The sequence below is a fragment of the Chryseotalea sp. genome, from assembly GCF_057350905.1.
The window spans coordinates 177,915-192,046 of the sequence record NZ_JBMRCF010000011.1 but is presented as its reverse complement, the minus strand read 5'-3'; the positions used below and the strand labels follow the sequence as shown (position 1 = coordinate 192,046).

15 protein-coding genes are annotated in these 14,132 nt (G+C 39.2%); 7 read left to right on the top strand and 8 right to left on the bottom strand.

Going from position 1 to position 14,132, the window contains the following annotated elements; translation table 11 throughout:
* The first annotated feature begins 81 nt into the window (after positions 1-81).
* Positions 82-246, top strand: coding sequence for a hypothetical protein (locus ACO1XM_RS15390; RefSeq protein WP_486230557.1), 165 nt, complete (start codon positions 82-84; stop codon positions 244-246).
* Between the two features lie 142 nt (positions 247-388).
* On the opposite strand, the gene ACO1XM_RS15385 is transcribed toward ACO1XM_RS15390, so the two are convergent.
* Positions 389-598 (bottom strand): helix-turn-helix transcriptional regulator, encoded by a 210-nt coding sequence (locus tag ACO1XM_RS15385; protein ID WP_486230555.1) that lies wholly within the window; start codon positions 596-598, stop codon positions 389-391.
* 157 nt (positions 599-755) lie between these two features.
* On the opposite strand from ACO1XM_RS15385, the gene ACO1XM_RS15380 reads away from it, so the two are divergent.
* From ACO1XM_RS15380 to ACO1XM_RS15360, 5 genes are all read left to right on the top strand, one after another.
* Positions 756-1,106 (top strand): hypothetical protein, encoded by a 351-nt coding sequence (locus tag ACO1XM_RS15380; RefSeq protein ID WP_486230553.1) that lies wholly within the window; start codon positions 756-758, stop codon positions 1,104-1,106.
* Between the two features lie 232 nt (positions 1,107-1,338).
* A complete protein-coding gene (locus ACO1XM_RS15375; protein ID WP_486230551.1) occupies positions 1,339-1,962 on the top strand; it encodes a hypothetical protein in 624 nt (207 codons plus the stop codon).
* Positions 1,963-2,005: 43 nt separating this feature from the next.
* Complete coding sequence (locus ACO1XM_RS15370; protein WP_486230549.1) at positions 2,006-2,677, top strand: toxin-antitoxin system YwqK family antitoxin; 672 nt, start codon at positions 2,006-2,008, stop codon at positions 2,675-2,677.
* A 174-nt stretch (positions 2,678-2,851) separates the two neighbouring features.
* Positions 2,852-3,139, top strand: coding sequence for a CPCC family cysteine-rich protein (locus tag ACO1XM_RS15365; protein ID WP_486230547.1), 288 nt, complete (start codon positions 2,852-2,854; stop codon positions 3,137-3,139).
* Positions 3,140-3,462: 323 nt separating this feature from the next.
* Positions 3,463-4,293 (top strand): hypothetical protein, encoded by an 831-nt coding sequence (locus tag ACO1XM_RS15360; protein ID WP_486230545.1) that lies wholly within the window; start codon positions 3,463-3,465, stop codon positions 4,291-4,293.
* 126 nt (positions 4,294-4,419) lie between these two features.
* On the opposite strand, the gene ACO1XM_RS15355 is transcribed toward ACO1XM_RS15360, so the two are convergent.
* Positions 4,420-4,761 carry a hypothetical protein gene (locus ACO1XM_RS15355; RefSeq protein WP_486230543.1) on the bottom strand — a complete coding sequence of 114 codons (342 nt, stop codon included), beginning with the start codon at positions 4,759-4,761 and terminating at the stop codon, positions 4,420-4,422.
* Between the two features lie 227 nt (positions 4,762-4,988).
* Here ACO1XM_RS15355 and ACO1XM_RS15350 point away from each other — a divergent pair, with 227 nt between their 5' ends.
* On the top strand, positions 4,989-5,894 hold the full coding sequence (locus ACO1XM_RS15350) for a hypothetical protein (RefSeq protein WP_486230541.1): 906 nt from the start codon (positions 4,989-4,991) through the stop codon (positions 5,892-5,894).
* 194 nt (positions 5,895-6,088) lie between these two features.
* Here ACO1XM_RS15350 and ACO1XM_RS15345 read toward each other — a convergent pair whose 3' ends face one another.
* The 6 genes from ACO1XM_RS15345 to ACO1XM_RS15320 all read right to left on the bottom strand — a co-directional run bounded on the left by ACO1XM_RS15345 (position 6,089) and on the right by ACO1XM_RS15320 (position 14,104).
* Positions 6,089-6,463 (bottom strand): hypothetical protein, encoded by a 375-nt coding sequence (locus tag ACO1XM_RS15345; RefSeq protein ID WP_486230539.1) that lies wholly within the window; start codon positions 6,461-6,463, stop codon positions 6,089-6,091.
* Positions 6,464-6,567: 104 nt separating this feature from the next.
* On the bottom strand, positions 6,568-7,614 hold the full coding sequence (locus ACO1XM_RS15340; RefSeq protein WP_486230537.1) for a nucleoid-associated protein: 1,047 nt from the start codon (positions 7,612-7,614) through the stop codon (positions 6,568-6,570).
* Positions 7,615-7,722: 108 nt separating this feature from the next.
* Entirely contained in the window at positions 7,723-9,681 is a 1,959-nt protein-coding gene (locus ACO1XM_RS15335; protein ID WP_486230535.1) for a S9 family peptidase, read from the bottom strand.
* Positions 9,682-9,820: 139 nt separating this feature from the next.
* Positions 9,821-11,200 (bottom strand): sodium:proton antiporter NhaD, encoded by a 1,380-nt coding sequence (gene nhaD, locus ACO1XM_RS15330; protein ID WP_486230533.1) that lies wholly within the window; start codon positions 11,198-11,200, stop codon positions 9,821-9,823.
* A 106-nt stretch (positions 11,201-11,306) separates the two neighbouring features.
* Positions 11,307-12,623 carry a sodium:proton antiporter NhaD gene (nhaD, locus tag ACO1XM_RS15325; protein ID WP_486230531.1) on the bottom strand — a complete coding sequence of 439 codons (1,317 nt, stop codon included), beginning with the start codon at positions 12,621-12,623 and terminating at the stop codon, positions 11,307-11,309.
* 155 nt (positions 12,624-12,778) lie between these two features.
* Complete coding sequence (locus tag ACO1XM_RS15320; protein ID WP_486230529.1) at positions 12,779-14,104, bottom strand: aspartate kinase; 1,326 nt, start codon at positions 14,102-14,104, stop codon at positions 12,779-12,781.
* Positions 14,105-14,132 lie beyond the last annotated feature (28 nt).

Sequence of the window (14,132 nt, the reverse complement as noted above, 5' to 3'; positions counted from 1 at the left end):
GGCTAAATAATCGTATTATTAATTTAATTGTTTGCTTCTGGTAAAAAAATCACAAACTCAACAAAGACATATTTTTACTCAATGCAAGGCACACATAAGAAAGAAATTAGTTGGTCGGTGAAAACACCGACCAAAGGCAAACACCGACCAAAGGCAAATTTCTTCACTGCTATAGCCATCAGCGATCAGGTGCAAAACCTGCAGTTGTTTTTCGGTTATGACTACTTTTTTCACATACAATATTAGTTTATATAAATATTCTCTCCAGCTCAGTGTTAATTGGCAAGTGTGTAGGATGAGCGTAAGGACTCTGAGAATCATAATGATCTTAGGTAAAAATCATTTATGATGTTTTACTATTCAGGCTTAAAAGAGAGAGGCATGGATTTTACTTGGCTGTCGATACCAGCAACTCTCGAATATCTACTTTCAAAAACTTAGAGATCTCGTAAAGTGTTTCAATAGAAGGCTGAATATCGTTTGTGCACCAACGAGAAACGGTGGACTCTGTTTTATCAAGGTAGTTGGCCAATTCCTTGCTCGTTTTATTCCGTTCCAGCAGGACAATCTTGATTCTGTTTAACTGTAGTTTAGACACAGTGTAAATTTATTGCCTTTCTACAACAAATCACACCTTACTTGTAAGTTCCTCTAAATCAGCATCAATAAGAATTAAATTATAATTTAATAACATTATTATTTTATAAAATAATAATTAATTATAATTTCATGTAAATATTTAAAATATTAGAGATATGCCAATCCGAATAAAAGATTCAATAATCAGAATGCCAGATAATATTCAGATGTCAATCTACCTGATTAAAGAGGAGCTCAAATCCCGCAAGCTCTTCCACGCCCTGCATGAAGTTGGCCTTGATGATTGCCATTTCCAACCGCACCTGGATAGTTTGATTATGGAGAGCCTTGGCCTTTGTGATGGAACGGATGAGACCTTTAGAATGTATGATGAAATCATGGATAGACGGAGCAGGAAGATAGAAGCAGAAAATGATTCCATCATGAAGCAAGCTTTGAAAGTTTATCATGAACTTCTGAATGAAAAGAGGAAGCTTGGTTATTCAAAAAAGAGAGACCATGAATGAGACCAGCTTGGTGGTAATTATCTTAAAGCAAAGTGTGGATTCGCAGCAAAAGCACGCAGGTTTGGCTGCAGGCCAGGTGTTGCTGTAGGTTGTTAGTACAGTAGTTAAAAGCTAAGCAAGCCATTAATAATTTGGAGAGTTGTACAAAACCTTCCGATATTAGAGACTATTCCTGATAATGGAAATATATTCAATGAATATAGCCGGATGTTGACGGTAATATTTCTGGACAATGAAGACATCACTAATAATATTTGCAATGACATTTTCGGTTCTCGGATACGCAATGACAAGTGATTCGACTTCCGTCAATAATGTTCGGGACACGTTGGACGTAAGAATAGCAAAACCTATTGAGTTTGATTCGGGACAATCAATTAAGGTGAACTTAGACACTGAAGATGAAAAAGATTTGACGGACTATTTTTCGGCAATACTGACACCAATTGTTGCTTTACTTGCAATCTGGATTGCGTATCGACAGTATGACACTCAACAATATCAAGTGCGACTGGATTTGTTCGAAAGACGAATCAAAATCATTGAAGACGTAAGGACTGTATTAACGGACATTGACAAACACTATTCCGGAGATCCACAAAATGTAAATCTTGAATTGTTCCGAGTTGCATATCGACATTCTATGTACTTGTTCAGCTCGGACATTCAAACATACTTAGAAGGCATCGATTCAAAGATTGGTGCATTGGAAGGTATAGAACTCGACCTTAAAAAGGAGAGTTCGGACAAAGAAAATCTGAACAAGCAAAAGGATGGAATAATTAAGTGGTTAAGAGAACAAAGACCTGGACACGAAAAGAAATTCGAAAGATTCATGACCCTTAACAAGCTTTGAGTAAGAAATACTACCGCAAACACAAACGTTGTGGGCACTTCGCATGAAAAAAATACTTATTTATACAATAATACACTTGACTGTGACATCATTAAGTGCGCAGACAGAATTAAAAGTATATTATCGAGACAACTGTAAAGAATCAATCATTGAACTAGAGTTTGAACTTCTAGATTTGGACAGTATTCAATTACCTGAAATCATATCGAAAAATGGGATTGCCAGAGTTACTAAACCTGGAAGTTATATAGTGACATCAAATTGGATGTCTGGAGATTTTGCAAGCAACTTAGTCGATATTATTGAAATTAAAGAAATACCTCTTCAGGTCGACACTTTACAAATACCCAAAATAAAGCTCGTGTATGAATCGATATTGCATTCCCAATATTGGGACTACTTCGCTTGTGATAAGCTTTGTGACGGGCACGAGATTGACTACTATCCAAACGGTAAGAAAAGACTAGAAGGTGACTTTAAAAATGGAAAACCGACACATATAATAGAGTATACCGCAAATGGATTAAAGGAAATTGAGAATTGGTATAAGCTTGGGGCAAGTGACCCAAAAAGAACAAACCATTTTGACCTTGAGGGGAATCTACGGATTTATGAATTATTTAGGGACAAGAGGACAAAAAGAATAAAAAGAGTCTTTGACTCAAATGGAAAACAAATTTCAAGACACGTTATTAAAAATAACAAAATGAGGTAAGCGAACTGCTCACAACAATAGCTAAACGCCATGCCGTAGGACGGTTTGCCAATTAAACACAAACTACTAACTTCGTTACTAAAGGTTGGAAACAATCGTGCTTCGTTAAGCGGCACGCCATGTAGCCCAGCGTTGTGCACCATTCGCTGGACAAAGAGGACTCATCGGTAATTAATGAAGGACAAAAATCAAGACGCTAAATTTGCATGCCCCTGCTGTGGGTATAATACATTGAGAGAAAAACCGGGCGGGACGTATAATATTTGTGAGGTTTGTTTCTGGGAGGACGATCCAATGCAACATGACGATCCTGACTATGAAGGTGGAGCAAACAGAGTATCACTCAAACAGGGACAAAAGAATTTTCAAGACTTCGGTGCTTGCGAGAGAGACATGGTTAAAAACGTAAGACTACCAAACTCAGACGAGGGACGAGATGACAACTGGACATTTATCGAATGACGCGAACGGTGCACAACATGTATGTTTTCTCCTTCTCTGAGTCACTTGGCAAGCGTGGAGGATGAGCGTAAGGACTCTGAGAATTAGCCTGTGGTCGGTGTTTTCACCGACCACTTAGTCTGGACTAAATAGTCGTACTATTAATTTAATTGTTTGCTTCTGGTAAGAAAATCACAAACTCAACAATGACATTTTTTTACTCATTGCAAGGAGCACATAAGAAGGGAATTATTTGGTCGGTGAAAACACCGACCAACGGTAAATAATTTTTGAATAAAATTAACGTTTCATAGACATGCGTTGTAGTGAAACCACTTAAAACAATGAGACTACTTAAAATAACATTGGGATTTATCCTGATATGTTTGCTAACAGTGGTAACGCAAGTGGGAGGAATCGCTTTCCTTGTTTCCATTCTAACTTTTGGACTTATTGATAAAAGACTAAACGCATGGTGGGCACGTGTGACCGTTAAATTTATTTCCTTCGCAAGCATATATCTTATATTCGTTTTTGTGCTTGTACCCCTGGCAGCGAAACCATTGGGTCGGGTTCCTCTTCCAATTTTTGAAAACAGAAATCTAAAGCCCGGAAATATTTGGACATGCTTATTAAATCGAAATTATGTCAGGCCAGCATTGAGAGAGATTACCTATAAGGTTGCAGAGCATATGAATGAAAAGTATCCAGGTGCAACAGTTAATTTCCTGGACGCTAACTTCCCCTTCATCAACAACTTTCCGCTCTTCCCACATTTGAGTCATGATGATGGTAAAAAACTTGACTTGTCATTTCAATATAATGACAGCAAAACGGGACTGCTATCAAACAACATCCCATCGTTTATTGGTTATGGAATATGCGAAGAACCAAAAGACAGAGAAGTAGATAAACTGAAAGACTGTGAAAAAAAAGGTTACTGGCAATACAACCTCTTGCGCGACATCGTTTCGCAAACCAATAAAGCCATGTTTACTTTCGACAACAATAGAACAAGAGAACTCGTGAACAGTTTTGTTTCACATGACAGGATTGAAAAGATATTCATTGAACCACATTTAAAATCAAGACTCGGATTGACCAGCAACAAAATACGTTTTCACGGCTGCCAGGCTGTGAGACATGACGACCATATTCATGTTCAATTGAAATGAACAGGATTATTTGATATGTTAGCATAAGGCATGCCGAATCATTGTTTGTGGGATTGAATATATTCCACTAAAACCTTTTGAGTTTCTTCGGAATATATGACGTTAACTTTTCGGTCACGAGCCATATCATTCCCCCTCAATAATAAGTTGCAAACGCAGGTACTTCATCCCTTTTTTTTCGGTAACATTTAGTTGATAAGTATATCGTCCTGGTTTAAGCATCAGCTCACCCAAATAATCATCAGGTAGAAATTTAATTTTTTCATTGGCTATTTCAACCGTTGCCGCTGCAATGGCATATGCCTTAGTAAATTTCCTGTATGCAGAATTCTCATTCGATTTCAACGTATCAAAATGAACGAATCCGGTTACTGGTGAATAGATTTCAATGTTCGTAAAATCATATTGGCTACTATTGGAAACCCTGATGAATACAGGTGTTTGCGCTTGCAAAATTACGGCAGCCATAAAAAACAAGGTAAATAACTTCATTAATGTATTGCGCCTATAAAGAATAAGATGATAAAAGAATACTTAACAAGTAAACAGTTTTCATCTTAAGTATTGACTTTAGGTAAAAATGTTGCCTGAGATTTATTGTTAAAAGATCATAAGTTATTGTATGGAGTTCAGTGCGCATCTGTTCCTTGTAATACTCGCTTATCTAAACGAATATTGAATAAATTTTCTACAATATGAAAATCCCGCTTACATTAACTTTATTAATTCTGATTTTTTGCGCTTGCGATAAAGCTTCTGATATTATTACTGTAGATAGCTATAGTATTCTTATTCGCCAGCAATTTGATAAAAATGATGAGCTAGTCGATTCATTTTTTGAGAATGAAAAAATTGCCTTAAATGCAACGCAATTACAAGCAATCCGATCGCAGTATGCCGAGCGAGATTTATTTTTAAAGCATATGTTGCAGGTAACAGAGTCTGCTTACGAGGAGGTTCTTATGAGTTCGTCCATTCCTGCAGCTTTCAAAGTAGTACCGAGCTCAAACCGTGCTGCTCAAAAAATGTTAAAACACTTGTTGCCCTTTCCTTCAGGCTACACCGGACCCAATCCCGGCACCGGCACATTAGATAATTTCGCTAAAGAGATAGAAGATAGTATTAATGCAAGAATTGGTGGTAAGCATATCTTAATAGAAAGTTATTCCTTTGGGAGTTCATCCGGCTCTAAGCCAATTGAAACTTTCACACTTAACTTCGATAAGATTAAACTTAATTATCAAAAAATGTTGCAGCTTATTTCAACAACAACAAGTATAAGTGCACTCGATAATAGCATTGATGAAATGTTAGATACAGCAAGTCCGCAGGAAGCATTATTAATAGGACTGCTTTTGCCCGCAGTGCAGAAAATGCGGCAAGGCAATGCCTATAATGATTTAATGGATCTTTACTTTGACATGTCACCGACTGAACGCACAATCTGGGACAGAGATGCGAGGCTGGCTGCCTTTCTTTGCGCGTACGATTTTATCATAAGTCATGAGTATAATCCTAAAGATGAGTATACTACCTCGGTTGGAGTAAACAAAGCAATTTGCCATGGGGTATCGGTGTTGGCTTGGTCGAGATTGAATTAATCTGAATACCAGGAGAGTACTTTTAATATTGCAATGTGTAAATAGATATACTGATTTTTTTGTAATCTCTGTTCCTGTTTAGATACTACTTATATGGAAGTGATTAAAAATCAGTAACTCATGCCATATGTCAGATACATGCCAGAGCAAGCAACAATTAGTTTTGTTGCAGAAAAAAAAGCGAGTATTTTTTATTAGATGAGCCTGTCAAGCCCTTGCTTAGGAAAGAATAGCCATATAAGCACAGCGCAAATAGAAGAGCCTGCCAGTGCCCATACAAAATGACCTCGTGTATTAAAACTTGCTTTAAATGCTACGAGTAAAAGAAAAAACGCTGGCACAAGTGCGGTGACACCACAAGCATATAAATAATTGAAACCTTGCCTATCCTTATAATTGCAGAGTAATAAATAGACTATGCAGGGTATTGTAGTAAAAAAAATGTCTGCATGGGATGTAGACTTATCATCTAACTTACTTTTATAGAAAAGGTAAGCTGGCAGGTATATAATTGAATAGGAGAGTATGCCCAATAGTGCAATAAAGGCATAAACGAAGAAATCTTTCATGAATTAAATTTCGCCAGCCTTACTTTACTTTTATGCTTTGATTAGTTCAATTAGTATAAAATTTATGAACAAAAAGTGAATGATGAATAAGCAATTGTTAAGTCCTAGAGCTCATTTGTATAATAAATCTTATAATACTTCCTGCCATCTTTCTCTACACCGCGTTCAATGAGCTCACGGTCACCGTGTATGTAGATATGGAAGTTTTTGTCAAGCTTCAATACACTTTTAAAAACCCTGGCCTGTTTCTTCACTACCTCAGCAGAAATGGTGAAAGAATCTTCACGCTCCAGGTCTAGTTGGTCTCTGAAATTAGTATCAAACTTTCTGAATGACTTAATCAACTCAGGGTCTTCAAAAACCTCATTCTCGAATTCACGCTGGTTAAACTCATCGTGCTTTTTAAAGTAGTCGATGGATTTTGTCAGATAGGCAAGTTGATCGGCCCTGGATAAATCAAACTCTTCTGTTATCTGATCGGCCACATAATGTCTGGTGATATCCAGTACATTCAGCGTTGCCTGAAAATGATTGTTGACGGGCACCACACGCAGAAAAAGCTCTCGCCAATACTGGGCATCACTTGATTTGCTGCTTCTGTCAATAATAGACACGCGATAACCACTGTCTTCATCTACATTATAAATCAGACAAGCCTTATCCAGTTTTTCTAAGCTGATGCCTTCATCGAAAGAGAGTTCGAACTCGCCCTTTGGGTGTGTGGTGAGTTTTAAAATTGAGCTCTTGCTTTCTGACTTAAAGATGCCTAGCACATCAGTTTTTTCGCCATCAACAAGTACATCAACGAAATACACTACGAACAAATCGCCAGATTTAATCTGTGGATGCAAAGAGACCTCATATAAATGTTTGGCAATGCTCACCGAGCGGTTGTGAAAGTGTTTACCGGATTCAAACACGTCTTTGGCAAACTGATATAAGGGGTTGAGCCGAAAATCTCCATCGGTAGAACTGAGGTGATAATATTCTTCGGAGGTAAAGGATTTTAAAAAATAGGAAATCAATTGCTCACGACCCTCATCAGCAATTTTCAACTCGCTTCTGGAAGCAATCAGGTCTTCGCCATTGGTTTTGTTACCTATTTTATGTGCAGATAGATGCTTGATTTTAGCGGAGTCGTAAAGAACCATAGAATACAATTTGAAGCTGCGAAGATGTTAAAAATGAATGGATTAAATAAATAAAAAGGCTGCCCTGTGTTTGTAGCCTCAGGGCAGCCTTTTATGTGCTTATTTTTCTTATTGTGCAGGACTCACGATTTGCTCACCGGCCTGATCGTCTGGCAAGCCTTTCAGGTATTTGTCTAAGAACTTCAGCATCTCCTGCGAAGTTTTGATGTTGTTTTCCTTTTTAACAAATCCATGCCCCTCATCGGGGAAAATAACATATTCTACCGGCACATTATTTTTTCTGGCATTGGCCACAATCTCGTCAGACTCTACCTGTAAGACCCGTGGATCATTGCTGCCCTGAAACACAATAAAGGGTTTGGTAATGTTTTGTGTAAAGAACAGAGGCGATTTATTGTAAAGCGCAACCGAGTCTATCGTGGTTGGATCGCCCAATTCTGTATACAAGGCATTTCTAAAAGATGCCCACCATGGTGGAATACTCTTGAGCGTTCTCAGCCAGTTAGTCACACCAAATAAATTCACACCTACTTTAAATTCTTCTGGTGTAAAAGTTAGTGCTGCCATTACCATGTAGCCCCCATAACTACCTCCGACAATACCCACTTTATCCATGTCAACATAGCCTAATGATGCCAGTAACTTTTTAGATTCAACACAATCTTTTAAATCAGCATCACCGTGCTTGCGATCATCAGCAGCATAAAAGCTTTTGCCATACCCGGAACTGCCGCGATTGTTTACGGCTAGAATGGTATAGCCGTGATTAACCAGATGCTGGATGATGGGTGAATAATTTAATCTTGTTTGTCCCCCGGGGCCACCATGTATCCATAACAGGGCCGGAGATTTTTCACCTTCCGCCAATGTTTTAGGCTTGTAGAGCAGGCACGGTATTTCCATGCCATCAAAAGATTTAAAGCGCACCACTTCTCCGGCTACCAGGTGTTCAGGATTAATCTCCTTACTCATGCTGTTGGTCAGCTGCTTGATTTCCTTGGTTTCGAAATTATATACGAATAAGTTGGCTGGCGATTTGGAGCTGGTTACGTAAAAGGACATCAGCTTTTCACTGTCTGCAATATTAACCCCGGTAACATCGCCTTCGGGAAGCCCTTCGATTTTTAATTCATTGCCGCCATAACTCTCATCATAAATTTTTATTTCAGTGCGCGCATCGTTATTGATTACAGTAACACGATACTTGCCTGTTCGTGAGATGTAAGATCCCATAATATCCCAGGGTGCCTCTTCTACTTTTTCTTTTTCGCCAGTGGCAATATCATAGCTGGCCAGGTAAGCAAATTCGCTGCCTTCATCTGTTGTGTAAAATAGTTTCTTCCCATCCAGACTAAAGTATTGCGGGTTAAATGAAACTTCACCTTCATGAGGAGAAAGATGTTTAATCTTACCACTTTGTGTATCCAACAGGTACATGTCGTTATTGGTGGTGGTAATGGTTTTAGTAAGGGCGATATAGCGATCATCATTAGAAATACTTCCGATATCGTAACCCTCTTCATTTTTATAGACAAGGGTGGCTGGATAAACATTACCTTCCTGTTCATTGCCAAGCTGTATGCGATATAAATCGAAATAGCGCTTATCCCGGCCGTTGGATGCATAGTACATCAGCTTCTTATTGTAGCTCCATCCGTAAAATTGCGCTTTGGCTGTACTGTCTTTAATCAAGTCAATTGCATTACCATCATTGCCTCTTACAAACAAGTGGGTGATTTCATTGCCGCCTTTGTCGCTTGTAAAAAGTACGCGCCCGTCTTCCGGGAAATAAGATTGTGCGAAGATGGCATTGTCTGTCGAGCTGGTTAAAGGCTTCTGCTCACCAGTAGCAATATCAATTTCGTAAGCATTAAAGATGCCTGTTGTTTTGGAAGAAATAAGCAACTTAGTCTCGTCTGGTGAGAACGCACCGCCACTGATTTGCACAATATCCATAAACTGTGCAATGGTGTAGGCGGGTATAGCAGGTTTTTCATTTTTAGTGCTGCAACTGTAAAGTAAGAGCAGCACTAAAGCCAGGGGAATGATAAGATGTTTTGTTTTCATGTGGATGGAGTTTTATGGAAGATACAATGATTTCAGTTACTTACTACAGGCAGAATGATGAACGGAATGAGTTTTACATAAAAGAAAAAGCCTTTCTGTATGTGGATACAGAAAGGCTTGGTATTAATTTATTATGGTATTAATGACCTAGTAGAGGAAGCATGAGTAGGTAGCAAATGGCACCGGCAAAGTAACCTAGTAGTGCGAAGAAGCTAATCTTTTTCATATACCAGATAAAATCTATTTTTTCCATACCCATGGCTGCAACACCTGCAGCAGAACCAATAATTAATATGCTGCCTCCGGTGCCTGCGCAATAGGCCAGAAATTCCCAGATCATATGATCTTGTGGATAGACATCCATACTGTACATACCCATGCTGGCTGCCACCAGGGGTACGTTGTCTACCACAGAAGAGATAAGCCCGATAACCACAACAATAATGCGCTGATCGCCTATTGTTGAATCGAGCCAGGTGGCAAAGTGGTGCAATACCTGCATGGACTCCAGACATCCTACTGCCAAGAGTATACCAAGAAAGAATAATACACTGGGCACATCAATTCTTGCCAGCGCGCCAGCAGCTGTATAATTCTTTTTAATGACTTCATCTAAATTAGGGTTGATCAATTCAGAAACAACCCAGATAACACCAAGCCCCAGGAGCATACCAATATAGGGTGGCATGTGGGTTATTGTCTTGAAAACAGGAACAAAAATCAGTGCTCCAACACCAAATATCAACATGAGTCTGCCTGTATTTACATCGCTTTGTTTTTTGCTGCCCGAATCAGCATGAGTACCCAATTCACCCTTTAAAGTAACGTTTAAATAAAGCAGTGGAACTAGCATGCAGACTAAACTTGGAATAAAGAGTGACTTCATAATAGAACCCGTGGAGATCTGTCCGCCAATCCAAAGCATAGTTGTCGTTACATCACCAATGGGTGTCCACGCACCACCAGCATTGGCTGCAATAACAATCATACCGGCAAAAAATAATCGCATTTCTTTATTTGGTATGAGCTTTCGAATCAATGATATCATGACAATGGTTGTTGTCAGGTTATCAAGAATGGAAGAAAGAAAAAACGTAACTATACAAATGATCCACAATAATTTCTTTGGATTTTTTGTATCAATTCTATCAGTGATAAAACGAAATCCATGGTGTCCGTCTACTAGTTCAACAATAGTCATGGCGCCCAGTAGAAAGAATAAAATCTGAGCAATTGAATCTAGATGCTCACCTAATTGTTCGAGTACAAATGATCTGTAAATGTCCAACTGAGATAACAAGCCAACTTTTTCTGATCCTTCTTCTAATTTTAAATGATCAATAAAAGAAAGGTAGTGGTTGCTGTCAGTGACTGTATCAGAAGGTGCAGAAAGCATAAACAGCGTCCAGCAAATAACGCCAGTTAAAATGGCTGAAGCTGTTTTATTTATCTTAAGCGGATGCTCAAAGGCTATACATAAATAACCAATGATAAATACAATAATGATTAGGGTTTCCATACCGTTGCAAATTCAGGTATTATAAAGATGACCAAATTTTGCAAACAGTTAAATAGAATAACCTTTTAAATGTTCTTTTGCTGAATGATTTTAATCAGTTGTGGAATTATCCTACTGGAGGATGAACGGCCAGATAAGGTTGAATAATCAGGTAGATGATGGCACCTGCAAAATAACCTAATAAGGCCAGAAGCGATATCCTCTTAATGTACCAGATAAAGTCAATTTTCTCCATGCCCATAACAGCCACACCAGCAGCCGAGCCGATAATTAATATGCTACCACCAGTTCCTGCGCAATAGGCCAGATATTCCCAAATCAAATGATCCTGATAATAGATTGACATATCATACATACCCATGCTGGCTGCCACCAAGGGTACGTTGTCTACTATGGAAGAGAGTATACCAATGAGTGTAATGATAACACGCTGATCACCGATTGATTCATCCAGGAACTTTGAAAAATTACCAAGCGTACCCATAGACTGCAAGGCACCCACGGCTAGTAAAATACCCAAGAAGAAAAGAACACTGGGCACATCAATACGAGACAACGCACCCGCTGCGGTATAAGGCCTTTTCTCTTTATCATCCATATCGGGATTGATTAATTCAGAAACAACCCAGATTACACCCAGGGCAAGCAACATACCCAGGTAAGGAGGAAGGTGCGTTACTGTTTTAAAAACAGGTACTGAAATGAGCCCACCAATGCCTAAAAAAAACATTGCTTTCGAGCCCTTAACTTCTTTGCCATGATGGCCATGTCCTTCTGCATGTGCTGTATGACTGCCCGCGTGTAAACCGAGTTCTCCTTTCAGTGTAAACTGTAAGTAAATCAACGGTACAATCATACAAACAAGACTAGGTAAAAAGAGTGTCAGCATAATATTGCCGGCACTGATTTGCCCGCCTATCCAAAGCATGGTTGTGGTAACGTCACCAATGGGCGACCAGGCACCCCCTGCGTTAGCAGCAATTACGATCATACCGCCAAAGAACCAACGCATATCCTTATTGGGAACCAACTTGCGTATGAGTGAGACCATTACAATAGAAGTGGTCAGGTTATCAAGAATGGCAGAAAGAAAAAACGTGACTATACAGATGATCCAAAGTAAAACTTTCGGATTTTTTGTGTTGATGCGATCTGTGATGATTCTAAAACCCTGATAAGCATCTACCAATTCTACGATGGTCATGGCGCCCATTAAGAAAAAAAGAATGGCGGCTATTTCACTTAAATGGTGCGATAAATCCTCACCGATTACTTCTATGGAATTTTGCGATGAGAGTGCATACAATGTCCAGCATAAAACACCTGTTAACAGAGCAGATGCCGTTTTATTAACCTTGATGGGATGTTCGAAAGCTATGGCTAAATAACCGAGAACAAAAAGTAAGACGATGAAGAGTTCCATAGTGCAGCTGAATAGTTACCTGAAAGATGTAAAAAAAAAGCAGGCAATAAAAACTGCCTGCCCGATTTTTGATCAGTGGTCATTAAAAATCAGCCCCTGCTATGATAGATTCAACGCGGTTCTATGATGAATGTCATTCCAGGATTAACTGTTTATTAACGCAAATTGAAGAGCCCTTCGTTAAGGGCTATCAGTGCCTCTTCTTTATATTGAGTATCTACCAAAACCGATATATTATTATTGCTGCCACCGCAGGAAACCATGCGTATGGAAACACCAGCCAATGCATCAAACACTTTTTTCAATGCACCCTTTTGCGTAGCGATCTGATGCCCCACGATACAGATAATTGTTTGGTTATTGTCAATTTCAATAGAGCCAAATTTTTTAAGCTCTGTTTCAATTTTATCAAGATTTGTATTTGAATCAATCGTTAATGACACGGCCACCTCGGAAGTGGTAATCATATCAATTGGCGTTTTGTATTGCTCAAATATTTCAAACACTCGTCTTAAGAAACCATAAGCCATCAACATACGCGATGATTTTATTTTAATGGCAGTAATACCGTCTTTGGCAGCCACGGCTTTAAAAGTGCCTTCGGTGCTTTTGCTGGTTATAATAGTGCCAAAAGCTTTTTCATCCATGGTGTTCTTTAAACGCACCGGCACATTGTATTTTTGTGCAGGAACAATGGTGGCTGGATGTAGAATTTTGGCGCCAAAGTAGGCAAGCTCCGAAGCTTCATCAAAAGTGAGCTCAGAGATAGGCATGGTTTTCTTAACAATACGAGGATCGTTATTGTGCATGCCATCAATATCTGTCCAGATTTGAATTTCCTCTGCACGAATAGCCGCACCTACCAGCGATGCGGTGTAGTCACTGCCACCACGCTTTAAATTATCGATTTCATTTCTGTGATTGCGGCAGATGTAACCCTGTGTAATAATGATGTCAATATTTTTCAGTGAATCAACCAATGGCTTCAGACGCACAGCAATTTTCTCCAATTCCGGTTCTTCGTTTTCATCAATGCTCATGAAGTGAAGTGCCGGCAACAGGCGGGAAGGGATTTTGATTTCCTGTAAATGTTGGTAAAACATTTCGGTAGACATCAGCTCACCCTGAGCCAATAACTCACGGTAGCTCTTGTCATCGAATTCACCTGCTGCCAACATGCGAATGAAAACAAAAAACCTGCTTACAATTTCCTGGCCTATCGCCTTGAAAGCTTCTGTGCTATATAAATCATCAACGAAAGTTAAATAGTGCTTTTCTAATGTAGCAATCTCAGCTTCTGCTTTGGTGGCATCCTTTTTAATCAGGGCATCGCCTATAGCCACAAGAGCATTGGTCGTGCCGGAAAGGGCAGAGAGTACAACAACCTTTCGCCCGGGAGTGCCGCTGACAAGGGTTGCAATTTTTTTCATGCGCTCCGGCCTGCCAACCGAAGTGCCTCCGAATTTCATGATGATCGCCATAGATTTTATTTTTTTAAGGCGACAAAGA

Bases quoted from the DNA above. Each gene is read 5' to 3' on its own strand.
- ACO1XM_RS15350 (WP_486230541.1), top strand. From the start codon at position 4,989: ATGAAAATCCCGCTTACATTAACTTTATTAATTCTGATTTTTTGCGCT.
- ACO1XM_RS15375 (WP_486230551.1), top strand. From the start codon at position 1,339: ATGAAGACATCACTAATAATATTTGCAATGACATTTTCGGTTCTCGGA.
- ACO1XM_RS15335 (WP_486230535.1), bottom strand. From the start codon at position 9,681: ATGAAAACAAAACATCTTATCATTCCCCTGGCTTTAGTGCTGCTCTTA.
- nhaD (WP_486230533.1), bottom strand. From the start codon at position 11,200: ATGGAAACCCTAATCATTATTGTATTTATCATTGGTTATTTATGTATA.
- ACO1XM_RS15345 (WP_486230539.1), bottom strand. From the start codon at position 6,463: ATGAAAGATTTCTTCGTTTATGCCTTTATTGCACTATTGGGCATACTC.
- ACO1XM_RS15320 (WP_486230529.1), bottom strand. From the start codon at position 14,104: ATGGCGATCATCATGAAATTCGGAGGCACTTCGGTTGGCAGGCCGGAG.
- ACO1XM_RS15355 (WP_486230543.1), bottom strand. From the start codon at position 4,761: ATGGCTGCCGTAATTTTGCAAGCGCAAACACCTGTATTCATCAGGGTT.
- ACO1XM_RS15390 (WP_486230557.1), top strand. From the start codon at position 82: ATGCAAGGCACACATAAGAAAGAAATTAGTTGGTCGGTGAAAACACCG.
- ACO1XM_RS15340 (WP_486230537.1), bottom strand. From the start codon at position 7,614: ATGGTTCTTTACGACTCCGCTAAAATCAAGCATCTATCTGCACATAAA.
- ACO1XM_RS15370 (WP_486230549.1), top strand. From the start codon at position 2,006: ATGAAAAAAATACTTATTTATACAATAATACACTTGACTGTGACATCA.
- ACO1XM_RS15380 (WP_486230553.1), top strand. From the start codon at position 756: ATGCCAATCCGAATAAAAGATTCAATAATCAGAATGCCAGATAATATT.
- ACO1XM_RS15365 (WP_486230547.1), top strand. From the start codon at position 2,852: ATGAAGGACAAAAATCAAGACGCTAAATTTGCATGCCCCTGCTGTGGG.
- nhaD (WP_486230531.1), bottom strand. From the start codon at position 12,623: ATGGAACTCTTCATCGTCTTACTTTTTGTTCTCGGTTATTTAGCCATA.
- ACO1XM_RS15360 (WP_486230545.1), top strand. From the start codon at position 3,463: ATGAGACTACTTAAAATAACATTGGGATTTATCCTGATATGTTTGCTA.